The organism is Pedobacter paludis (assembly GCF_003173575.1).
GTDB lineage: Bacteria > Bacteroidota > Bacteroidia > Sphingobacteriales > Sphingobacteriaceae > Pedobacter > Pedobacter paludis.
In genome coordinates this window covers 184,574-209,184 of record NZ_QGNY01000006.1, presented here as the reverse complement: position 1 = coordinate 209,184, position 24,611 = coordinate 184,574, and the positions used below count along the sequence as shown (strand labels likewise).

The following is a 24,611-nucleotide window of genomic DNA, read 5'->3' as shown; positions in this document are numbered from 1 at the left end:
AAATAAAAATTTTACGAAAACGTTTTAGTAATATTCCAAACTTAGCGCACCTCATTTATTTAGAATAATTCTATTCGGTAACAATCGCATTGCAGACTAATAAATTAACCCATAAGAGTTAAAAATTATGGCTTATTTTTTCTAATATTACCTATTAAACACAATGACAACCAATATATAAATACATAAAAACGATGCACAGAAGAGAAGCACTCAAAAACGTCGCTTTCTTGCTTGGAGGAGCAATCTCCGCAAGTACAATGGGCGTTTTATTTGAAAGTTTTACGCTCCCTGAAAACGAAAAAAACTTCGTATCCTATTCTTTGCAGGATGAAAAAATCTTTGCCGAATTTGCTGATGTTATTGTACCAACCACCAAATCATCGGCTGGTGCCAAGGCTGCTGGATTAGGAAAATTTATTCCGATGATGATGCAAGATTGCTACCCTGCAAAAATGCAAGAATCTTTTGCTCAGGGCTTCAAAGATTTACAGGCCAAATCAGAGAAAGATTTTAGCAAGAAATATCTGGAACTAACTCCGGCAGAAAGAACAAAATTGATGATCGATTTGAGGGCAATTTCTTTAGCTCAAAAGGAAACCAAATCCGAAGAGAATAAAGATTTAGTTTACTTCTTTACAACCGCTAGAGATTTAACTTTGCTAGGTTATTATTCATCAGAAATTGGTTGTACCAAAGCCCGTGAGTATGTGCTCGTTCCTGGGCGATATGATGGGAATACTAAATTAAAACCCGGACAAAAATCTTGGGCAACCTAGTTTAAACTACAACGACAAAACATCATGAATTTAAATATAAATTTAAAAGAAGAAAATACCTACGATGCTATTGTTATAGGATCGGGAATTAGTGGTGGCTGGGCCGCAAAAGAGCTTACAGAAAAGGGATTGCGTGTGATTATGCTCGAAAGAGGAATGAATATCGAGCACATCACGGGTTACGAAACAGCGATGAAAAGTCCCTGGGAGTTTAAGCATGCCGGTAAATTAACAGAAGAACAAAAGCGTACGCACCCTGTACAAAAAAGGGATTATCCATATCAGGAAGCGAACGAGAAATGGTGGGTAAACGATCTGGAATGTCCTTACACAGAAGATAAACGCTTTGATTGGTATCGTGGATTTCATGTGGGTGGAAAATCGCTGATGTGGGGTCGCCAGAGTTACCGTTTTAGTGACCATAATTTTGAAGACAATGCAAAAGATGGACATGGAACCGATTGGCCCATTCGTTATGCAGAGCTTTCTCCATGGTATGATTATGCAGAGCGATTTGCAGGAATTAGTGGCTCTAAAGAAAACTGGCCATTATGTCCTGATGGACAATTTCTTCCTCCAATGGATTTAAACGTGGTGGAAAAATCGGTTAAAGCCCGTATAGAAGAACACTACAAAAAAGAGCGTATAATGATGATTGGCCGTACTGCAAACTTAACCGTTCCGCATAAAGGCCGTGGAAATTGTCAATACAGAAATTTGTGTAGCCGTGGTTGTCCTTTTGGCGCTTATTTCAGCACACAATCCTCTACCCTTCCAGCTGCAATGGCTACCAAAAGACTTACCGTTAGACCTTATTCTATCGTGAATCATATCATTTACGATAAGGATACCAAAAAGGCAAAAGGTGTAATGGTTATCGATGCGGAAACCAATAAAGAAATGGAATTTTATGCCAAAATCGTTTTCGTAAACGGTTCTACCTTAGGTTCTACTTTTGTATTGTTAAATTCTACTTCCGAGGCTCATCCTAATGGTTTAGGAAACGGTAGTGGTCAGCTGGGTCACAACCTAATGGATCACCATTTCCGTTGCGGCGCATCTGGTGAGGCTGAGGGTTTTGATGATAAATATACTTACGGTCGCCGTGCAAACGGAATCTACGTTCCGCGTTATCAAAATGTAAATAACGATAAACGTGAATATTTACGTGGTTTCGGTTATCAAGGTGGGGCAAGCAGAAGCAATTGGCAAAACGATGTTGCAGAACTATCGTTCGGCGCTGGTTTGAAAGAAAAAATGACCAAACCGGGCAAATGGACAATGGGTTTAGGCGGTTTCGGAGAAATGCTGCCGTATTATGAAAACAGAGTTTACATCGATAAAACCAAAAAAGATAAATGGGGCCAGCCGGTATTGGCAATTGATTGCGAATACAAAGAAAACGAGAAGAAAATGCGTGTAGACATGATGAATGATGCAGCCGAAATGTTGGAGGCAGCAGGCATGAAAAATGTTAAAACGTATGATAATGGTTGTTATCCGGGTATGGCCATTCACGAACAGGGAACAGCAAGAATGGGTAACGATCCTAAAACTTCAGTTCTGAATAAATGGAACCAAATGCACGAGGTTAAAAACGTTTTCGTTACCGATGGATCGTGTATGCCATCAATCGCCTGTCAAAATCCGTCATTAACATTCATGGCTTTAACCGCTCGTGCATGTGATTATGCGGTTAAAGAATTAAAGAAAAACAACATCTAGATGAGGTAAAAGGCGTAAGATTATGGCATGAGGGGAATAACCCTAAGTCCTACACTTACGCCTCATCCCTTTTATAAAAATGAGAAGAAAATTGAGAATGGGCATGATAGGCGGCGGAAAAGACGCTTTTATTGGTGCCGTACATCGTTTAGCTGCTAACATGGATGGTTTAATTGAACTTAATGCAGGTGCCTTAAGCGTAAACCCCGAAGTTGGCTATGAATCTGGAAAACTTCTTTTTCTCCCAGATCACAAAATCTACAAAAATTACGAAGAAATGCTCACTAAAGAAAGTGAGTTGCCAGCCGAAGAAAGAATTGATTTCGTAACCATTGTTACTCCAAACTTTGCCCACTTTGCGCCAGCAATGATGGCGCTTGATAAAGGTTTTAATGTGGTAATTGAAAAGCCAATGACTTTAACTTTAGACGAAGCAAAACAATTAAAAGCCAAAGTTGATGAAACTGGACTCACACTTTGTTTAACGCATACTTATTCTGGTTATCCAATGGTTAAACAGGCCAGGCAAATGGTTAGCGAAGGTTTACTAGGATCGATCAGAAAAATAATGGTTGAATATCCACAAGGTTGGTTAAGTACCTTATCAGAACGCGAAGGAAATGCACAGGCTGCTTGGCGTACAGATCCTGCAAAAACCGGAAAAAGCGGAAGCATGGGCGATATCGGTACACATGCAGCTCATTTAGCGGAATACATTTCTGGATTAAAAATCTCAAAAATCTGTGCAGATTTAAATATTGTTGTTCCGGGAAGAGCAATAGACGATGATGGAAATGTGCTCTTGAAATTTGATAATGGATCAAACGGTGTTTTGGTTGCTTCGCAAATTGCAGCTGGTGAAGAAAATGCCTTAAAAATTAAGGTTTATGGAGAAAAAGGCGGCATGGAATGGCACCAAATGGAACCGAATACCTTAATTGTAAAATGGTCTAATGCGCCCGCTCAGATCTACAGAACAGGTAATGGCTACATGGGCAGTTTCGCTCAGCACAATACCAGAACGCCCGGGGGTCATCCCGAAGGATATTTGGAAGCCTTTGCAAATATTTATAAAAACTTCGCCCTAACTGTTGATGCTAAACTAAATAACGAAACGCCGACAGCTGAAATGTTAGATTTTCCTAATGCTGATGACGGAATTAGAGGAATGGCCTTTATTGAAAATGTAGTGGCTTCTAGTCAGTCAGATCAGAAATGGACAGATTATAAAATTTAATAAACAATGACAACTATAAAAGGACCAGCGGTTTTTCTAGCTCAGTTCATCAGTGATGAAGCACCGTTTAACTCATTGGATAATATCTGTAAATGGGCAGCCGATTTAGGTTTCAAAGGCATTCAAATGCCAACTTTGGATGCTAGATTTATCGACTTGCAAAAAGTTGCCGAAAGCAAAACCTATGCAGACGAATTAAAAGGCAAAATCGCATCTTACGGATTAGAAATTACAGAACTTTCTACGCACCTTCAAGGTCAGTTGGTTGCTGTACACCCTGCATACGATGATTTATTTGATGCATTTGCACCAAAAGAAGTTCATAAAAACCCAAAAGCCAGAACAGAATGGGCTGTTCAGCAAATGAAATATGCAGCAAAGGCATCACAAAACTTGGGTTTAAATGCCCACGCAACTTTTAGTGGTTCATTATTATGGCAATATTTTCATCCCTGGCCACAACGCCCGCAAGGTTTGGTAGAAGAAGGATTTGCAGAACTGGCAAAACGTTGGATGCCAATTTTGAACGAGTTTGATCAATGCGGTGTAGATGTTTGCTATGAAATTCATCCAGGTGAGGATTTATTCGACGGAGAAACTTACGAAATGTTTTTAAAAGCCGTTAATAATCATCCTCGGGCGTGCTTATTGTATGATCCATCTCACTTTGTGTTGCAACAATTAGATTACATTCAATACATCGATTTTTACCACGAAAGAATTAAAGCTTTCCATGTTAAAGATGCAGAATTTAACCCTACAGGCAAGCAGGGCACTTTTGGAGGTTATCAAAGCTGGGCAAATCGTGCTGGCCGTTATCGTTCTCCAGGAGATGGACAGGTTGATTTTAAAACCATTTTTAGTAAATTGGCTCAATATGATTTTAAAGGCTGGGCAGTTATGGAGTGGGAATGTTGCATTAAAAATCAACAGGATGGTGCTAGAGAAGGCTCAGAGTTTATTAAAAATCACATCATAAAGGTAACAGACAAAGCTTTTGATGATTTTGCAGCATCAGGAAGTGATAGCGATTTTAACAAAAAAATATTAGGTTTATAAAATTAAATAAAACACACACCACAATGAAAATCTACTAAATGGAGTTATTTATATAAAACGATTTAGTAGACTGAATTCTTTAAAAACTACAAAACACATGAAAAAAACATTTTTAATCTTAGGGGCTGTAGTCATTTTTATGGCATCCTTCACCAAAGCAGATTTAGCAAAAGAAAAGACAACTGTTGCTGCTGCAACCTTAAAAAGCCATGCTTTTCAAATGAGTGCTGGCGAGAAATTAATTAACAAATCGGATTGCATGGGTTGCCACAATAAAACCAATAAAATTATCGGTCCGGCTTATGTAGATGTTGCAAAAAAATATCCGGCAACAGAAAAAAACATCAATACTTTGGCAGATAAAATTATCAAAGGCGGAACAGGTGTTTGGGGTACAATGCCAATGACAGCGCACCCAACCGTTAAAAAAGACGATGCAAAACTAATGGTGAAATATATTTTATCATTAAAAAAATAAGATAATTAGTTTCAAATCTCAACTACTAAAATGAAAACAGAGCAAGAAAATAAAAACGCGAGTAACCGCCGCGATTTTATTAAAACCAGCGCAATCGCAGCCGCTGCATTTATGATTGTTCCACGCCATGTTTTGGGTGGAAAAGGCTTTTTAGCACCTAGCGATCGCCTTTTAGTTGCCGGTATTGGTGCTGGAGGTAAAGGAGAAAGTGATATTTCTATGTTCGCTAAAAGCGGGAAAGCAGACATCGCATTTTTGTGCGATGTAGATGATCGCCGAGCAGCTAACAGTGTAAAAGCTTTTCCAAAGGCAAAATATTACAAAGACTGGCGTGAATTGCTAGATAAGGAGCACAAAAACATTGATGCTGTTTCTGTTTCTACACCCGATCATAATCATGCCATTATAGCCTTGGCGGCCATGCAGTTAGGAAAACATGTTTATGTTCAAAAACCGTTAACCCACGATATTTATGAGGCCCGAATTTTAACGGCTGCCGCAAAAAAATATAAAGTAGTTACCCAAATGGGAAATCAGGGTGCATCTAACGATGGGCCAAGACAAATGAAAGAGTGGTACGAAGCTGGCTTAATTGGCGACGTACATACTGTTTACGCCTGGACCAACCGCCCGGTTTGGCCTCAAGGCATTCCATGGCCGAGTAAAAAAGCAGAAATTCCTAAAGAATTAGACTGGAATTTATGGTTGGGTACAGCTCCCGAGAAAGATTTTGTTGATAAATTGGTTCCTTTTAACTGGCGTGGCTGGTGGGATTATGGAACAGGTGCACTTGGAGATATGGGGTGCCACCTAATTGAAGCGCCTTTTAGTGTATTAAATTTAAAATATGCCAAAGAGGTAGAAGCAAGTGTGGGTTCTGTTTATGTTGATGAATTTAAACGAGGCTATTTCCCAGAAAGTTGCCCTCCATCAAGCCATGTAACCTTAAAATTCCCTAAAACAAATAAAACCAAAGGCGATGTGACTTTACATTGGATGGACGGTGGAATTCAACCTGAACGCCCGGAAGAATTAGAAGCAAATGAAACTTTTGGCGATGGTGGAAACGGAACATTATTTATTGGTACAAAAGGCAAAATGATGTCTGAAACTTATAGCGCAAATCCTAAATTATTGCCTTTAAGCAAAAATAAAGACATTAAAGTTGCACCAAAATATGCTCGCGTACCTGACGGTGCTAACGGACACTACAAACAATGGGTAGAGGCTGCAATTGCTGGTTACGGCAAACAAGAAGTAAGCTCGCCATTTGAAATTGCCGGTCCATTAACAGAGGCGTTATTGATGGCAAACTTGGCCATTAGAAGTTTCGATATTCAAAAAACAGTTGGTGGTAAAACAACGTACCCAGGCAGATATACAAAAATGCTTTGGGATAACGACAACATGAAAGTAACCAACTTTGACGAAGCAAACCAATTTGTTAAACGAGAATACCGCAAGGGCTGGAACAACTTAACTCTTTAATTAATAAATATTCTTCATTGCCAGTTACCAAGCAATCCCACAACGGGCAAAAGGTTCAGAAAATCTTCTGCATTAAGATTGCTTCGTACCTCGCAATGACGACAAATGAAACAAAATGAAAAAAATCATTCTTTCTGCTTGCATCCTATTAGCAGTAACACAAATAACAAAAGCTCAAAAAGGTTTTAAGCCCTTATTTGATGGCAAAACCACAACAGGTTGGCATACGTATAACAAAACATCCGTTGGCAGTGCCTGGCAAGTTCAAGATGGTGCACTTCACTTAGATTTGGCAACCAAAGGCAAAGATGGTGGTGGCGATTTAGTTACCGATAAAGAATACGGAGATTTTCACTTAAAATACGAGTGGAAAGTTGCTCCAAAGGCTAATAGCGGATTAATTTTTTACGTTCACGAAGAACCAAAATATGGCGCTACTTACTCTACAGGTTTAGAAATGCAGGTTATTGATAATGACGGGCATCCAGATGGAAAATTCCCAAAACACCGTGCTGGTGACCTGTATGACTTGGTAAAAAGTTCTTCTGAACCGGTAAAACCTGTTGGTGAGTGGAATAAAGCAGAAATCATTAGTAAAAAAGGTAAACTAACCTTAATTTTAAATGGTGTAACGGTTGTACAAACTACCCTTTGGGATGAAAACTGGAAAGGAATTGTTGCGGCAAGTAAGTTTGCAACGTGGAAAGATTGGGGAATATTTAAAACCGGTAAAATCGCTTTGCAGGATCATGGTGATGAGGTTTGGTACAAAAACATCTCAATAAAAGAACTATAAATAATGGAAAATGTAAGAGGGAAAATGTATAATGTGAATTACTAAGGCCCTCTTACAAACTATTGTAAATAAATAAAATTAATCGTGTGAGATGTTTGTGGTCACAAAATCCATCATCCTTCTTACCTATTACATCTTACATAACCTCTAACCAAATGAATACCACAACTCGCTTTAAGCTCTCTACCATGATGTTTCTAGAATTTTTTATCTGGGGCGCATGGTTTGTTACAATGGGAACTTTCCTTGGAAAAAACTTATTATCCAATGATGTTCAAATTGGTTCTGCCTACAGTACACAATCCTTAGGCGCAATTATTGCCCCATTTATTATTGGTTTAATCGCTGACAAATTTTTTTCTGCTCAAAAAGTATTAGGTGTCTTACATCTTGTAGGTGGAGTACTTTTGTGGATTGCAGGAACATCACTAAATTTTGATGCATTTTTTCCTTTTATACTGGGCTATATGATCGCATTTATGCCAACGCTTGCTTTGGTTAATTCTATTTCATTCAAGCAACTAAAAGATCCAGGGAAAGAGTTTCCTTCAATAAGGGTCTTCGGTACTATTGGCTGGATAATAGCAGGATTAATAATTGGATGGTTGAATTGGGAACAATCAGGCAATTTAATATTAACATTTAAAACTGCTTCAATTGCTTCAATTGCATTAGGAATTTTCAGTTTTTTCCTTCCGAATACGCCTCCGATTAAAAAGGGCGAAAAAACTTCCATTGGAGATATATTAGGTTTAGACGCAATTGGATTATTAAAAAACAAATCTTACCTTTTATTTTTTATTGCATCCGTGGCAATTTGCGTTCCACTAGCCTTCTATTATAACTTTACAAATCCATTTCTAAATGAGGTGGGGATGAAAAAAGCAGCAGGAGTACAATCTCTTGGTCAAGTTTCAGAAACTTTATTTATGCTTTTAATGCCATTGTTCTTTGCTCGATTGGGCGTTAAGAAAATGCTTGCGATAGGAATGATAGCCTGGGTTGTTAGGTATTTATTTTTTGCGTTTGGTAATGCAGAAAGTAATTATTGGATGCTAATTGGTGGCATTGTACTGCATGGAATTTGTTACGATTTCTTCTTTGTGACTGGTCAAATTTACACGGACAGGCTTGCTGGAGAAAAGTTCAAAAGTGCTGCACAGGGTTTTATTACATTGGCAACATATGGAGTTGGAATGTTAATCGGGTCTATTATATCCGGTATGGTCGTTAACAAATATTCTATAAGTGGCACTCATAATTGGTATGCAATATGGCTTATTCCAGCTGCAATTGCCGGAGCAGTGGCTATATTATTTATTTTATTTTTTAAAGATAATAATAAAACCAAAACAGAAATAGAAGCAAATACCCTATAAAATGTCTTCGAACTTAAACAGAAGAAACGCCTTAAAAAACATCATCGCAGGAACCGCTGCGATGGGTGTTTCTTCTGGTTTTTCTGCTTTGGCAATGGATAAAAAAGAACCAAAATCGATTTCTGGTAAACTAAAAGGCAATATAAATCATTCAGTTTGTAGATGGTGCTTTAGTAGCTTCGATGTTGAAACACTTTGTACCGAAGCAAAAAAAATCGGATTAAAAGGAATTGATCTTGTAGGACCTAAAGACTGGCCAACTTTGAAAAAGCACGGCTTGGAATCAACCATGTGCAATGGTGCAGAAATTAATTTGGTTGATGGTTTTAATGATAAAAAATTTCATAAAACATTGATCAAAAACTATTTGGAAATGATTCCCTTGGTTGCCGAGGCAGGCTATAAAAATTTAATCTGCTTCAGCGGAAATCGTAGAGGTAAAGATGATGAAACCGGTTGGTCAAATTGTGTTGAAGGTTTAAAACAACTTCTTCCATTGGCAGAAAAACACAAGGTTGTACTGGTTATGGAACTTTTAAACAGTAAGGTTAATCACAAAGATTACCAATGCGATAATACACCGTGGGGTGTAGAACTTTGCAAGCGTTTAGGTTCAGAGAATTTTAAACTCCTTTACGACATTTACCACATGCAAATTGATGAGGGTAATGTAATTAGCACAATTAAAGAAAATCATCAGTATATTGCCCATTATCATACCGCTGGTGTTCCAGGTAGAAATGAAATTGATGATACTCAGGAACTGAATTATCCAGCCATAATGAAAGCCATTGCCGAAACGGGCTTTAAAGGTTTCGTTGCACAAGAATTTATACCCAAAAACGAAGATGAATTAGCCTCCTTAAAAAAGGCAATTTCAATTTGTGATATTTAAAAACCCCTTTATGTTATCAAGAAGAAGTTTTTTAATAAGCAGCAGCATGGCTACAGCCGCAGCGCTTCTAATTCCATCTTTTGCTTGCGTTGCCAGCAAAAAAGTTGTTGGTTTACAGCTTTATTCTCTTAGAGATGAGCTTCCGAAGGGTGTAAAAGAAACCATTGAGAAAGTTGCTAAAGCAGGTTTTTCAGAAGTTGAAACTTATGGCTTCTCTATCAAAGATCAGTTCTGGGGATTTTCGCCAAGCGATTTTAAGAAACTATTGGATGCCAATGGCTTAAAGGCAGTTAGTGGTCATTACGGCTTAGGTACATATTTATCAGATGGAAATACTGATGAATTGAAAGCAGCAATTGCAGCAGCGAAAGTTTTGGAAAGCGAATATGTAACCATTCCATGGTTAGATCCAAGTGTGAGAACAAATGCAGAAGACTATAAAAAACTTGCCAGTAAAATAAATGTTGCAGGCAAAATGTGTAAAGATGCTGGCTTAAGGTTGGCCTATCATAACCATAATTTTGAGTTTGAAAAGCAAGGCGATACCACAGGTTACGAAATTCTATTAAAAGAAACAGACAAAGAACTAGTTGATTTTGAACTGGATTTATACTGGGTTGTTCGATCGGGAAATGATCCACTAAAACTGTTTAAAGAAAACCCAGGCCGTTTTACCATGTGGCACGTTAAGGACATGGACAAATCAAACCCAGATTTAAATGCAGAAGTTGGAACAGGCTCGATTAATTTCAAAGCCATTTTTGCTGAAGCCAAACTTTCTGGAATGAAACATTTCTTTGTTGAGCATGAAACCAATTACAAGCCTAACCCAATTGGATCTGTTACAGCAAGTTGTGCTTACGTTAAAAAAGAACTGATTTAAAATTGCCATGAACTCAAGAAGAACGTTTATTAAACAAGTTGGATTGGTAGCGGGCGCTACCTTAATTGTTCCATCATTAGCCTTTGATAAAGTGAATAAAAATGTTGGTTTACAGCTATATACCCTAAGGGATCAATTACCTAAGGATGTTAGGGGCATAATTGAAAAGGTAGCTCAAGCAGGCTACAAAGAGGTTGAAACCTATGGCTATTCGGATGGAAAGTTTTGGGGATTAACACCTAAAGAATTTAAGGCTTTATTAAGTTCTAATGGCTTAAAGGCACCAAGTGGGCATTATGGAATGGATGATTTTATTAAAACCGGAAACAGTGATGGCTTAAAGGCCGACATTGAAGCTTGCGCTACAATCGGAGGAAAATATTTTACAATTGCAGGTGCACATGTAGATACCTCTAAAGGTGCAGATGGGTTTAAAAGTACAGCGCTTGCCTTTAATAAAGCTGCTGAATTCGCCAAAGCGTCGGGTTTAAAATTTGCTTATCACAACCACGATTTTGAATTCAAGAAAATTGGCGATACCACAGGATATAATGTTTACTTAAACGAAAGCGATAAAAATCTGGTTGGCTTTGAAATGGATTTATATTGGGTTGTTCGTTCAGGTAATGATCCGTTGACCTTAATTTCTGCCCATCCAGGTCGTTTCCCAATGTGGCATGTTAAAGATATGGATAAAACAAAACCCGAACTGAATACCGAAGTTGGTAAAGGTTCGATTGATTTTAAAGCCATATTTGCAAAGGCAAAAGAATCTGGAATGCAACATTTCTTTGTTGAGCACGAAAATAATTATTATCCTGATCCAATTGGATCTATAAAATCAAGTTGCGATTACATTAAAGCTAATTTGATATAATTTCTTTCGTCATCTCGACTGGAGCGTCAGCGAAACAGAGAGATATTTGAACTGACAACCTTCAAAGATTTCTCCACTACGGTCGAAATGACGGAATTGATTTAATTCAGTTTACCTCACTTAAATATATCGTCATCTCGACTGGAGCGCCAGCGAAATGGAGAGATCTTTGAACAAAGAAACCTACAAAGATTTCTCCACACGGTCGAAATGACGGAATTGATTTAATTCAGTTTACCTCACTTAAATATATCGTCATCTCGACTGGAGCGCCAGCGAACGGAGAGATCGTTGAACTGACAAACTTCAAAGATTTCTCCATTACGGTTGAAATGACGGAATTGATTTAGTTTACCTCACTTAAATATATCGTTATCTCGACTGGAGCGCCAGCGAAACAGAAAGATCTCTGAACAAAGAAACCTTCAAAGATTTCTCCACTACTGTCGAAATGACGGAATTGATTTAATTCAGTTTACCTCACTTAAATATATCGTCATCTCGACTGGAGCGCCAGCGAAACAGAGAGATCTTTGAATTGACAAACTTCAAAGATTTCTCCATTACGGTCGAAATGACGGAATTGATTCAGTTTACCTCACTTAAATATATCGTCATCTCGACTGGAGCGCCAGCGAAACAGAGAGATCTTTGAACTGACAAACTTCAAAGATTCTCCACTACGGTCGAAATGACAGAATTGATTTAATTCAGTTTACCTGCCAGTACACAGGTATTTTTAAATCTTTTTGTATTTCCATTTAAATCGAAAACATCAAACAAAACAACATAGATTCCAATTCCACAAGTCTCTCCCCGATCACCCAAACCATCCCATGTTAAACTACCTTTAGTTGCAATGGTCTGATTTTTTAAAAGTTTTCGAACCAGTCTCCCTTTATCGGAAAATACACTAATTGTCGCCAGACTAGCCTTTTCTGCAAGCTGATAATCCAGCATCAATACATCTTCAAATCCATCGCCATCTGGAGAAAAAGTTTTGGATTGGAGGTTTACAAAACTTTCTCCTCCATTCGATTCCTGTGAGTTTTTGTAAGTGGGTGTTGCAAAACCTACCGTAGATGCAGCTGATTTGAAATTATGCGGATCGTTGGTATCTACATCAAAAGAAACTCTTTCAATCGAGATTCCATCATCGTTCTGAATGAGTGGATGATGAATTTTGGCATTGTAATTTAATTGATCGATAACCTGACCATTGTTAAGCAAAATCACTGAACCTTTATCATTATTGTATGCCGGCAAGCTTGCTAACTGCACAAACTGCAATGGAAACCTCGTTTCGTAATTTTGTTTGATATTGGCTTCATTAATAGTAATAACCCAATAGGTTTTAGATGGAATAAGTAAATTTTTGGTTGATATATTTTTGATACTTGCAGGGTTTCCACTTCCGTCTGCGGTGGCCAACTGCAAATCTTTTAAATCTAAAACATGATCTGTATGGTTGTAAATCTCAACAAAATCAGCTCCGCCTAATCTGGGATTAAACAACAGTTCCGAGATAAGAATATCCCCTTTAACAATCTTTTTTGCAATAAATAATTTTGCTGAGTTTTGGGTAGAGCTGATTACGTTCCCTGCACAATCTGTTATGTTATTTACCGTTAATAGGCTTTCAATTCCACGGGCAATTTCATTTGAAAACTTAAGCGTTACAGAATTAAAATAAGGAGTTTGAACAATTGCAGATATCGGATTCCCAATGGCATTATTTATGGAGTAATTAGAAAGCTGTACAGCTGATAAGCTATCAACCGATTTTGAATACGAGATCTGAACGGTAACGCTGTCAATAATACCCGCACTCAATAACTTTGGGATCTCTGTGCTGATTTGAGCGTGGAAAACAGAATTCTGCTGACTGGGAGTTCCACCAGAAACATTAACCGATGCAGACCAATTTTGTATCCCTCCACAAATATTTTTTGGATCAATCAGTTCTAAAGAATATCCACCTTTTTTCTTTACATCATCTTTATACCAAGCATCATAATAGGCAATTTTATCAATTATTTTTCCTGTGTTATCCGTTAAGGTTAAAATGTCCTTATCATTATTTAAGCTGGGCCATGGCGAAAGTCCAATTGTTTTCCCAAACGGTTTAAATAGTGTTTCATCAGCTTTTGCTGTTAAAACAACATGCTGATTTGGCTTTATCGTATCAACTAAAAACGTATAGGTTGAAGTTTGATCGCTGTATTTCCATCCTTGAGTTAAGATATATTCGTTCGTGGTATTCCAGAGTTCCACATATTCCTTTTGGGGTAAAGTAGTATTTCCCGTCGGATTTGCAAAAATTTCATTGATCACAACATCACCATACTTGGCTACATAAGGCTTAATATATGTAAAACCCAAATTGCTATTTTGTGTTATTGTGTTCCCCTTTTTATCCTTTACATTATTAACCGTCAAGCTATAATCACCTGAAATAAATTCTTTTGAAAAAGTTAAACGATACACATTCGGGAAAGCCGTTGCAGAAATATTTGCCGGATTAGCATAGCCATTTGATAAATAATAATTACTTAAAGTTGAAGCAGAATTCAAATCCAAAGCTTCGGAGAACGTAACATCTAAAGCTAGCGGATTAACAACAACAATACTTTTTATGCTTGGCGGTATGATATCAGGAACAAGATCGTCTACTATAAAATCATCAAAAATAAATTGATTATACCTGCTTGCTGTGGCATATTTACAATAAACACCAGTAAATTCTGAAGAGGTAATAGTGTTATCGACAATACTTCCTTCCAGGTTGAAATTAGTTCCACCAGCCAGATCACTAAACAAGTCCCATTTTCCGGAAGCATCTCTTGTTACTTTTATTTTTGCATAAACAACGTTAGCATTCGCCCTGTTTTTTTGCGGTCCTGTAATGATCCTTGTTGTCGAAGTTCCGTTTTGCCTGTACAAATGAAATCCATCCGTTGCTCCAGTCTCTCCTATCTGTATAAAATAACCGTTCAGATTTCCTTTTAAATCTTCCCGATCAGAGGTCAAATAAATGCGGACAAAATTAGTTGTGGTTGGATCAAAATTAAGCTGAACCAAAAACTCCCAACTGGCATTTAAACCGAGCTGATTTGCCGTTGAGAGGGAAATTGTTTGAGATGCAAGTTGTTGCCCTTTCGATTGCAACTGGCTTAGTGAATTAATTTGAAAGTAGCTTGCATCGCCATTCCAGACAGGATTTTGAGAGAAATCGCCATCATTAAATGAATCAGAAACTTGGGAAAATGCAATTTTAGAAAATAACAATAGGGATATAAGCAGAATTTTCTTCATATTTGGGCTTATATCAAATGTTTATAAATATAATAATTAAAATTTAAAATGAAAGTAGCAGTAGTAGGTGCAACCGGATTGGTAGGCACTGTAATGTTAAAAGTATTGGAGGAAAGAAATTTCCCTTTAACAGAGTTAATTCCCGTAGCATCAGAAAAGAGCGTTGGTAAGGAAATTACTTTTAAGGGTAAGAAGTTCCCAATCGTTAGCATGGATACTGCAATCGGGATGAAACCAGATATCGCTTTATTTTCTGCAGGAGGAAATACTTCACTAGAGCATGCACCACGTTTTAAAGAAGCTGGTACAACGGTTATTGATAATTCTTCGGCATGGAGAATGGACCCGGCGATTAAATTAATCGTTCCGGAGGTTAATGCGCACGAGCTTTCTATTGATAATAAAATTATTGCAAACCCGAACTGTTCTACCATTCAAATGGTTGTAGTTTTAAAACCCTTGCACGATAAATATAAAATTAAACGTGTAGTAGTTTCTACTTACCAATCGGTTACCGGAACGGGTGTTAAAGCGGTTGAGCAATTAATGAACGAAAGAAAAGGTATTGATGGGCCAAAAGCTTATGCATACGAAATCGATTTAAACGTACTTCCTCATATTGATGTTTTCATGGATAATGGATACACTAAAGAGGAAATGAAAATGGTTAAGGAAACGAATAAAATTATGAGCGATGACAGCATTAAAGTTACTGCAACTACCGTTCGTATTCCAGTTATGGGTGGTCACTCAGAATCTGTTAACATCGAGTTTGAAAACGATTTCGATTTGGCAGAAGTGCGCAGTATTTTAGAAAAATCGCCAGGCATTATCGTTGTTGATGATGTTGCAAACTTAAAATACCCAATGCCTAAAGATGCTCATGAAAAAGACGAGGTTTTTGTAGGCCGTATCCGTAGAGATGAATCGGCTCCGAAAGCTTTAAACCTTTGGATTGTTGCCGATAACCTGCGTAAAGGCGCTGCAACTAACGCAGTTCAAATTGCAGAATACTTAATTCAGAAAGAATTGGTTTAGCAATCATATATTATACTGAATTCAGTTCAGCATCTTAAATTTCAGACGCTGATATAAATTCAGAGAGACGATAAAATTTAAAAAAGTGATGTGTTTGTTACACATCACTTTTTTTATTTCCTTTAATTTTACCTGATGAAGTTTTTAAAGCCTACCCTATTCTTAATCCTTATTTCAGTTAGCTGTTTCGCCCAAAACCGCATTCAAAATTTGGAAAAAGCCTTTAATAATTTATTAAACGATGAGCAGACTAAACATGCCATTACTTCACTTTGTGTTTTAGATGCCAATACCGGCAAAACACTTTTTGCAAAAAACGAACAGATTGGCTTAGCTACCGCTTCAACCCTGAAAACCATAACCGCCGCAACAGCTTTTAGCATTCTGGGCAAGGATTATCAGTTCCAAACTACTTTGGCTTACACAGGCAATATAACTGCTGATGGAACTTTGAAAGGAAATTTAATCATCATTGGGAGTGGCGACCCGACTTTAGGTTCCTGGCGATATCAGAATAAGGAAAATGCCGTTTTAACACAATGGGTTTCAGCAATAAAATCGGCAGGAATAAAAAAAATTGAGGGTTCAATTATTGGAGACGATAGAATTTTTGGAACACAAACTACCCCTGAAGGCTGGGTATGGCAAGATATTGGAAACTATTACGGAGCAGGAACATCTGGCCTGGCATGGAGAGAAAATCAGTTCGATATTCACTTACGCCCAGGTACGAGCACTACGGATGAGGTTAAAGTTGTTAAAGCGGTCCCTGAAACCCCTTACATTCAAATTGTAAACGAGCTAAAAACCGGAAGCGCCGGAACAGGAGATCGAAGCTATGCATTTTTCCCACCGTATAGTAATGTTGCCTATTTGCGGGGAAGTTGGGGCATAGGAATTGGTAAAGCTGGAATTTCTGTTGCATTGCCAGATCCTGCTTTTGATTGTGCTTACCGCTTGCAGGATACGCTGAAAAGACTTGGAATTAATACCAATCAACCCGTTACTACAAGCAGATTAATGGCTTTAAACAATCAACCCATTCCTGCTGTAACTCAAAAAATAAGCACAATCAGCTCGCCACCTTTAAGCGAGATTACCTATTGGTTTTTAAAAAAGAGCATCAATTTATATGGTGAAACCTTGCTCAAAACCATTGCATTAAAATCAGGAAAACCAGCTACAACTTCAAAAGGCGCTGAAACCGAAATTAACTTCTGGGCTAATAAGGGCATCGAAAAAAGCGGCTTGAATATTATCGATGGAAGCGGGTTATCTCCAGGTGATCGGATTACAACTTCGGCAATGGCGAATGTGTTATTTCAGGCGCAAAAAGAAAGTTGGTTTGAAGATTATTACAGGGCATTTCCAGAATATAATAGCATGAAAATTAAAAGTGGAACAATTAACGATGTTTCGGCATTCGCAGGTTACCATACAGATTCTGCCGGCAATAAGTACATCATTGTAATCAACATCAATAATTACAGTGGAAGTGGAATTAACAAAAAGCTATTCAAGGTTTTGGATGAGTTAAAATAATCGAAATGGTTTAAAACTCATTCCTATTACTTAATTTTAAGATTAAGATTGCGCTGAAAATGAGAACCACAAAGCTAACCAACCTCATTTCTTTATTGTTATTTACTGCATATTCGCTATATGTTGTACTCAGTGGTCAGGCCAATTTATTTTTCATCATCTATTTATTTTTTCTGGATGAAGTAATCAAAAATATATTTATTGCAATAAAATCAATGCGGTTTAAAGCACTTGGCATAGACACAAGAGCAGCAAACAGTGCGATTAGAGCACGCTTTTTTATGCTGTTTGTTTATTCTATTTTTATAGTAATTGTTTTTGGTCTGTTTTATGGTCTTCTAAATACCAGCATAAATGAGTTTACCCGAAATTTGATGATATTTCTTTTTAAAGATATCTATTTCAATATTTCAGTTTCAATTATCATTCTTCGCGAAAGCATTAATTTATTTATCGATTTAAATAAGGCGAAAAAAGAAGATTTCATGATTATACCAATAAACAGCAATATTTTTATTTTGCATTTATCTATCATATTTGGTGGCGTAATGTGGTTTTTAACCAGTGGCAAGTTTGAATATTTCCACCTATCTTTTGGGGTTTACAATCAGGTTGCTATTATATTTCCCTTTATCATTATTAAATTTTTATTCGATTTACATGCCCTTAAAAAAAATGATAATACAAATGCCGAAACGGCATATTAAAATATTTTTATTACTCATATTCCCCAATATTTTACTAGCCCAAATTAAGGTTAATTTAATGTTGTCCATTCCTCACAGTGCCAGTGATAGTTTATTTATTGCTGGAAATTTTAACGATTGGAACCCTAAAAACAGCAATTTCTGTTTTACTAGAAAAGATAGTTCAACTTACGTCATTCAATTAAATTTACCTAAAGGCAATCAGGAATTTAAAATTACCCGTGGAAGCTGGGAGAAAGTAGAATCGAAAAGTGATGGAAAACCCATTGCAAACAGAACCGTAAATTTAACTGTTGATACAAGTATGGATTTAAGGATTGAGAATTGGGCTGATAACTTTAAAACGGTAAAGGAAAATTACCATTTTGGCGATCATGTACACATTATTGATTCGGCCTTTTTTATCCCTCAATTAAACAAACATCGAAAGGTCTGGATATACTTACCTAAGGATTATTCAAAATCGAAAAAGAGATTCCCTGTAATTTATATGCAAGATGGGCAAAACCTGTTTCACGCAAACCCACCACGGCCGGATGAATGGGCTGTTGATACGATTATGGATAGTTTGATTAGGCAGGGATTGAAAGAAATGATAATTGTTGGAATTGATCATGGTGGAGATGATCGTTTAAAAGAATATAATCCTTATGATAGCAAGTACGGAAAGGGCGAAGGCAAAGCCTATGTTTCTTTTTTGGCCGAAACCTTAAAACCTTACATTGATAAAAACTACCGTACCCAGCCTGATTTTAAAAATACTGCTATTGCCGGCAGCTCTATGGGTGGTTTAATTTCGATGTATGCAATTGCAACATATCCTAAAATATTTGGTTCAGCTGGGGTTTTTAGTCCTGCATTTTGGTTGGCCCCGAAAATTTATGATGATGTAACTTTAAGTTTACCAAATCTAAAGAATAACAGAATTTTCTTTGTAGCTGGTGATAAAGAAGGAGTTGCAATGGTTAGAGATATGAAAAAAGTGCATGATATTCTAAATCCTGATGGAGCAAATAAAAATGTCGTGTTCTTAGAAAAAGAGGATGGGAAACATACAGAATGGTTTTGGCATAGAGAATTTGTTCCATTTTATAAGTTTATAGCTCAATAGTTTACCGTTGACTGAAGTCAACGGCAATGAAATGCAAACTGCATACAAATATCATAGTTGACAATTTTAAGTAGACTGAAGTCAACAGCAATGAAATGCAAACTGCATACAAATATCATGGCTGACAATTTTTTAGTTGAATGAAGTCAACGGCAATGAAGTGCAAACTGCATACAAATATCATGGCTGACAATTTTCAAGTTGAATGAACTCAACGGCAATGAAATGGAAATTGCATACAAATATCATGGTTGAAAATTTTCAAGTAGACTGAAGTCAACGGCAATGAAAATGCAAACTGCATACAAATATCATGGCTAACAATTTTTAAGTTGAATGAAGTCAACAGTAATGAATGGAAATTGCTCGGCAGTTCATTACCGTCAGTTTCAACTGACAGAACATAAAATTGTAAGTTTTACCCAAAAACTACTGCTACTGCTTTCCAAAAACCCCATATTAATTTAAAATTAAGAACGGATTAAACTTGAATAACTATCGTAACATTAAGGCCATTATCTCTTTATTTATTTAAAAAATATACTAACTTTGATGTTACGCTTAGTAATTGTACTTTATACACTAAGCACGTTATAAAATCACAAAAAATCAAATAGAAATGAGCATAATTGTTAATGTCCATGCCAGACAAATTCTCGATTCGAGAGGCAATCCAACACTAGAAGTAGAAGTAGTAACAGAAGCAGGCGCTTTCGGGCGTGCAGCGGTACCAAGTGGTGCATCTACTGGCCAACATGAGGCTGTTGAATTACGCGATGGAGATAAATCTACATATTTAGGTAAAGGCGTTTTAAAAGCGGTAGAAAATGTTAATACTAAAATTGCTGATGCATTAAGAGGCATTGATGTTTTTGAACAAAATACAATTGATAAAATAATGTTAGACCTTGACGCTACCGAAAACAAAGGTAATTTAGGCGCTAATGCTATTTTGGGTGTTTCTTTGGCGGCTGCAAAGGCGGCTGCAGATGAAATTGGCCAACCTTTATATCGTTACATTGGCGGAGTAAATGCAAACACATTGCCTATTCCGATGATGAATATCATTAATGGAGGTTCTCACTCTGATGCGCCTATTGCATTCCAAGAATTTATGATTATGCCAGTTGGTGCTCCATCTTTCTCTGAGGCATTACGTTGGGGAACCGAGGTTTTCCATACTTTAAAAGGTATTCTTCATGATAGAGGTTTAACTACAACTGTTGGTGATGAGGGTGGTTTCGCTCCTACTTTTGATGGTACTGAAGATGCCATTGAAACGGTTTTAAAAGCCATTGAAAAAGCGGGCTACAAACCTGGTTCTGATATTTATTTGGCTTTAGATTGTGCTTCATCTGAATTCTACAAAGATGGTAAATACGATTATACTAAATTCGAAGGCGATAAAGGTGCAATACGCACAAGCGAAGAGCAAGCTCAGTATCTAGCTGATTTATCTGTAAAATACCCTATCATTTCTATCGAAGATGGTATGGATGAAAACGATTGGACTGGCTGGAAAGCTTTAACCGATAAAATCGGAGATAAAGTTCAATTGGTTGGTGATGATTTATTCGTAACAAACGTAACTCGTTTACAACGTGGTATTGATGAAGCAACGGCTAATTCAATTTTAGTAAAAGTTAACCAAATTGGTTCTTTAACTGAAACCATCAACGCTGTATCGTTAGCACAAACTAACGGTTATACATCTGTAATGAGTCACCGTTCTGGAGAAACAGAAGATGTAACCATTGCTGATTTAGCTGTTGCATTAAACTGCGGACAGATTAAAACTGGTTCGGCATCTCGTTCTGATAGAATTGCAAAATACAATCAGTTATTACGCATTGAAGAAGAACTCGGTGAAACTGCTCGTTTTATTGGCAAAAGCTTCAAATACGCAAAGAAATAAACCCCTAAATCCCCTAAAGGGGACTTAAGGAAATGCCGTAAAGCCCCTTTAGGGGTTTGGGGTGTTAAGAAGTTGAAAAACTTATTTGTAGAACATCCGAGGATTTTAAATCTTCGGATGTTTTTTTATACATTTACGTCATTTCGAGAAAATTATGAAACGTTTAATAGACCTTTTCCGTAATAAATATTTCCTTGCAACAGTTGCATTTGCAATGTGGATGCTTTTTTTCGATAAAAACGATATGATGTCGCAATATGAATATCGCAGTCAGGCCAATAAATTGCAGGAAGAAAAAGAATATTTCGAAAAAGAAACGGCACAGGTTAAGAAGGATTTAAACGAACTCAATACCAATCTGAATACAGCTGAAAAGTTTGCCCGTGAAAAATATTTCATGAAAAAAGACAATGAGGATGTTTTTGTTATTATCCACGAAGAGAAAAAAGATTAGTCAGTTTCAGTCGGCAGTTCGCATTTAAACAGTTTAACGATTCAAAAAGTTAAACAATTTCCAGTTAATAATTAGTCAACTTGAACAGTTAACCGATTTAAACAATTCAAACAGCTAACCACTTCTCTCTCATGCTCCACATTTTATACATCATTGCAATTACAGCCGAAGCGATGACAGCGGCACTTTCTGCTGGAAGAAGAGATATGGATTGGGTTGGCGTCTGCATTATTGCCTGGGTTACCGCGTTAGGTGGCGGAACTGTTAGAAACGTACTCTTTGGTCATTACCCGATGAGTTGGGTAGAACACCCAGAATATTTAATTATTACGGCAGGCGCAGCATTATTGGCGGCTTTCATTGCCTCTATTATGACCAAGCTAAAAAAATTATTCCTTTATCTTGATGCCATGGGCTTGGTTGTTTTCACAATTATCGGCTGTCGGGTGGCTCAAGAAATCCACCTTCCCTATTTAATTGTTTTATTTAGTGGAATGATTACAGGCTGTGCGGGCGGTGTTCTTCGTGATGTACTGTGTAATGAAGTTCCATTTTTGTTTCGTAAGGAAATTTATGCAAGCGCTGCAATTGTAACGGGAGCAGTTTATATTGGTGTAGAGCATTTTCATGGGAGCGAATTATTAGCAACCATCTTAGCTGCTTTGGTAGGTTTGACGATCAGATTACTCTCTATAAAGTACGAATGGCAAATGCCCAAGTTTGTTTATAAGGATGAATGGCACTGAGAGATGTTAGAGGGAAAATGGGTAAAGGAACAAGGTAGTGATAAACCTATATTTTAGCGCTCAACATCGTCCAGATTTTACATCATAATTCTCCATTTCGCTTCCGTAAAAACCATTCAGTACTGAATAAGATCAAGATCAAGCCAAATATCCATTTCATGTTAATAAGCTCATCGTATTTACGATCTTCATAACTAATGGTTTTGATATTTTCGTTTTTAAGAATTTCATCTGCAATTTTCAGTAGATCAGCAGGCATGAAAAGCATTCCGTTGCTTTGCTTAGAAATCGTATTTAACAATTGATGATTGGCTGTAGTCTGTTGGTATTCTGCAATTAAAGCATTTACATAAAAACTACCGGAAGCGGTAAATTTCTTACCTCCTAAAACGGCATTAGCTATATAAGAATAATTTCCGGCTGGCATTGTACCGGCATCAAGCTGGTAACCATTTTCTGTTTTTGAAAACACATAATTAAAAACTTTTCCCCCTTCATTTTTAATTTGGAGATTAACTTCTGATTCATTTACAGGCTGATAACTTTCATTATAAAGCGTTCCGTTAAACTGGATGGTTTCATTTTCATCGTAAGCAGATTTAGAAGTAAAGACTTTGAATCTTCTTTTATCATCCTTTACCGAAAGATATTGAATCGTTTGGGAGATAAGATTATTCAGTACAGATGCTTCAACCTCGTTCTCAGCTTCTGATAATTTCCAACGCCATAAGCCCTCGCCCATTAAATAACCAATTTTTAAACCATTTTCATTGGTAAAAAACAATAATGGTTGTTGGGTACTCACTTTCCCAATTCGTTGATTAAAAACCGGTGTGGCACTTGCGTTAACCGTTAATCGACCAAAAGGTGAGAGTAAGGGATCAAATGTAGAAAATTGTTTCTTATCATTTTCTGAGAGATTGAAACTCGTAAATCCATTTGCCAAATCTGGATAAACTTCTTGAATTGATCCGTTAGCAGAACCGATATTAACCTGATTTTGAATTTGATTAAATGCACTAATATTACTCTGAGCACCTACAACGTACCAGATTGGCTTTTTTAAATTCGTTAATTTTTGCAAGAAACCTGAAGCCAGATTTTGGGCATCGGGTAATTGATAAAGAATAATCAAATCGAATTTAGAAGGATCAGTCGAATTCAAATCATCAGCAAGTGCTAATTTGGCCTCATAATGTTTGTTAAGTGAAATGGCTTCTTTCAAAATGCCTAAATCCGGATGTGGAGCAGCTGAAGCCAACAGCACTTTTTGCCGACCATCAATTACTTCAATATAAAATGTTTGAGCGTTATTTTTGGTTGTAATTTCGTTTTTTAAAGGTCCAACTTGAACAGTATATTTTTGTATTCCAATTTTCCCTGCATGTAGTTTTATAGGAATAGTTTTAACAAATGAATTTCCATTTACCGAAATATTTTCCTGCGTGATTTTGGTGCCATTCTGAGCGATACTCAAGGTTGCATTTTCCCCATTACTTTGGAATGCCTGAACTTGAACTTCAATGGTAAAATCGTCATCTAAATAAACAATGTTGTTGTAATTGATATTTGATATCAAAATATCCCTTTTAGGAACACTATCGCCCAAAGCAACGGTATAAACTGGTGCATTAATCTGATTTATACTGTAAAGCGGGTTACCGCCATGGTTAAAAATGCCATCGGTAGCCATTACAATTGCTCCTACATTTCGATTGGTATATTCATCTCTTATCTTCTGAAAGAGCGCAGAGGCGTCTGTTAATTTCCCCTGATTTTTAAAATCAAATCCATCGCCAACTGAATCTCCAAAATTGTAGGTTTTTACTTCATATTTATCAGATAATTTTTCTTGCAGAATTTTTAGGTTTTGCTCATACAATTTCTGATCAAAACCAGATGGTTTGACCTGACCAACTGAAAGAGAATTATCTTGCCCGATGATAATTACTGGCTTATCTAAAGTATAATTGAGTGTTTTAATTAATGGCGCAAACAAGAGCCAGGCTATAGCTGTAACTGCGATTATTCTTACTGTTGTTAATCCATAAAGTAATTTCTTATCGAGGTTTTTATTATTTCGATAGAGTAACCAAGCATAAAAAATACCCAAAGCCAGGCAAACTAGAAAATACAAGATAGAAGTACCAGCAAAAAAGCCATTCATATTTTATAAAGATGCTAATT

At 37.0% G+C, this 24,611-nt stretch carries 20 protein-coding genes; 18 read left to right on the top strand and 2 right to left on the bottom strand.

The genetic code is table 11. The features are described 5' to 3' along the window. Positions 1-194 precede the first annotated feature (194 nt). From DF947_RS17020 to DF947_RS16970, 11 genes are all read left to right on the top strand, one after another. Positions 195-779, top strand: coding sequence for a gluconate 2-dehydrogenase subunit 3 family protein (locus DF947_RS17020; protein WP_109931250.1), 585 nt, complete (start codon positions 195-197; stop codon positions 777-779). Between the two features lie 24 nt (positions 780-803). Next, on the top strand, positions 804-2,504 hold the full coding sequence (locus DF947_RS17015; RefSeq protein WP_109931249.1) for a GMC oxidoreductase: 1,701 nt from the start codon (positions 804-806) through the stop codon (positions 2,502-2,504). Positions 2,505-2,583: 79 nt separating this feature from the next. After that, entirely contained in the window at positions 2,584-3,741 is a 1,158-nt protein-coding gene (locus DF947_RS17010; protein ID WP_109931248.1) for a Gfo/Idh/MocA family protein, read from the top strand. A 6-nt stretch (positions 3,742-3,747) separates the two neighbouring features. Continuing rightward, the gene (locus DF947_RS17005) at positions 3,748-4,800 is read left to right on the top strand and encodes a sugar phosphate isomerase/epimerase family protein (RefSeq protein ID WP_109931247.1); all 1,053 of its coding nucleotides are present in this window, start codon (positions 3,748-3,750) and stop codon (positions 4,798-4,800) included. A 97-nt stretch (positions 4,801-4,897) separates the two neighbouring features. Continuing rightward, on the top strand, positions 4,898-5,278 hold the full coding sequence (locus DF947_RS17000; protein WP_109931246.1) for a c-type cytochrome: 381 nt from the start codon (positions 4,898-4,900) through the stop codon (positions 5,276-5,278). Positions 5,279-5,308: 30 nt separating this feature from the next. Continuing rightward, positions 5,309-6,766: a Gfo/Idh/MocA family protein gene (locus tag DF947_RS16995; RefSeq protein ID WP_109931245.1), complete on the top strand. Its 1,458-nt coding sequence runs from the start codon at positions 5,309-5,311 to the stop codon at positions 6,764-6,766. Between the two features lie 115 nt (positions 6,767-6,881). Continuing rightward, complete coding sequence (locus tag DF947_RS16990) at positions 6,882-7,562, top strand: 3-keto-disaccharide hydrolase (protein WP_109931244.1); 681 nt, start codon at positions 6,882-6,884, stop codon at positions 7,560-7,562. A gap of 155 nt (positions 7,563-7,717) precedes the next feature. Further along, positions 7,718-8,941, top strand: coding sequence for a nucleoside permease (locus tag DF947_RS16985; protein ID WP_109931243.1), 1,224 nt, complete (start codon positions 7,718-7,720; stop codon positions 8,939-8,941). A 1-nt stretch (position 8,942) separates the two neighbouring features. Next, a complete protein-coding gene (locus DF947_RS16980) occupies positions 8,943-9,836 on the top strand; it encodes a hydroxypyruvate isomerase family protein (protein WP_109931242.1) in 894 nt (297 codons plus the stop codon). Between the two features lie 10 nt (positions 9,837-9,846). Then, the gene (locus tag DF947_RS16975) at positions 9,847-10,719 is read left to right on the top strand and encodes a sugar phosphate isomerase/epimerase family protein (RefSeq protein ID WP_109931241.1); all 873 of its coding nucleotides are present in this window, start codon (positions 9,847-9,849) and stop codon (positions 10,717-10,719) included. A 7-nt stretch (positions 10,720-10,726) separates the two neighbouring features. After that, positions 10,727-11,596, top strand: coding sequence for a sugar phosphate isomerase/epimerase family protein (locus tag DF947_RS16970; protein ID WP_109931240.1), 870 nt, complete (start codon positions 10,727-10,729; stop codon positions 11,594-11,596). 705 nt (positions 11,597-12,301) lie between these two features. On the opposite strand, the gene DF947_RS16965 is transcribed toward DF947_RS16970, so the two are convergent. Beyond that, entirely contained in the window at positions 12,302-14,911 is a 2,610-nt protein-coding gene (locus DF947_RS16965; protein WP_109931239.1) for a lamin tail domain-containing protein, read from the bottom strand. 48 nt (positions 14,912-14,959) lie between these two features. Between DF947_RS16965 and DF947_RS16960 the strand changes: the two genes are divergently transcribed. The 7 genes from DF947_RS16960 to DF947_RS16930 all read left to right on the top strand — a co-directional run bounded on the left by DF947_RS16960 (position 14,960) and on the right by DF947_RS16930 (position 22,424). Further along, positions 14,960-15,949: an aspartate-semialdehyde dehydrogenase gene (locus DF947_RS16960; protein WP_109931238.1), complete on the top strand. Its 990-nt coding sequence runs from the start codon at positions 14,960-14,962 to the stop codon at positions 15,947-15,949. Positions 15,950-16,084: 135 nt separating this feature from the next. Beyond that, on the top strand, positions 16,085-17,491 hold the full coding sequence (dacB, locus tag DF947_RS16955) for a D-alanyl-D-alanine carboxypeptidase/D-alanyl-D-alanine endopeptidase (RefSeq protein WP_109931237.1): 1,407 nt from the start codon (positions 16,085-16,087) through the stop codon (positions 17,489-17,491). A gap of 59 nt (positions 17,492-17,550) precedes the next feature. Further along, positions 17,551-18,198, top strand: a complete 648-nt coding sequence (locus tag DF947_RS16950; RefSeq protein ID WP_109931236.1) for a DUF6498-containing protein — start codon at positions 17,551-17,553, stop codon at positions 18,196-18,198. A gap of 58 nt (positions 18,199-18,256) precedes the next feature. After that, positions 18,257-19,309 carry an alpha/beta hydrolase gene (locus tag DF947_RS16945; RefSeq protein ID WP_158526288.1) on the top strand — a complete coding sequence of 351 codons (1,053 nt, stop codon included), beginning with the start codon at positions 18,257-18,259 and terminating at the stop codon, positions 19,307-19,309. Between the two features lie 619 nt (positions 19,310-19,928). Next, positions 19,929-21,224 carry a phosphopyruvate hydratase gene (gene eno, locus DF947_RS16940; RefSeq protein WP_109931234.1) on the top strand — a complete coding sequence of 432 codons (1,296 nt, stop codon included), beginning with the start codon at positions 19,929-19,931 and terminating at the stop codon, positions 21,222-21,224. 154 nt (positions 21,225-21,378) lie between these two features. Further along, positions 21,379-21,678 (top strand): FtsB family cell division protein, encoded by a 300-nt coding sequence (locus tag DF947_RS16935; RefSeq protein ID WP_109931233.1) that lies wholly within the window; start codon positions 21,379-21,381, stop codon positions 21,676-21,678. 131 nt (positions 21,679-21,809) lie between these two features. Then, positions 21,810-22,424, top strand: a complete 615-nt coding sequence (locus tag DF947_RS16930) for a trimeric intracellular cation channel family protein (protein WP_109931232.1) — start codon at positions 21,810-21,812, stop codon at positions 22,422-22,424. Positions 22,425-22,506: 82 nt separating this feature from the next. On the opposite strand, the gene DF947_RS16925 is transcribed toward DF947_RS16930, so the two are convergent. Continuing rightward, positions 22,507-24,591, bottom strand: a complete 2,085-nt coding sequence (locus DF947_RS16925; RefSeq protein WP_109931231.1) for a hypothetical protein — start codon at positions 24,589-24,591, stop codon at positions 22,507-22,509. Positions 24,592-24,611: the final 20 nt, after the last annotated feature.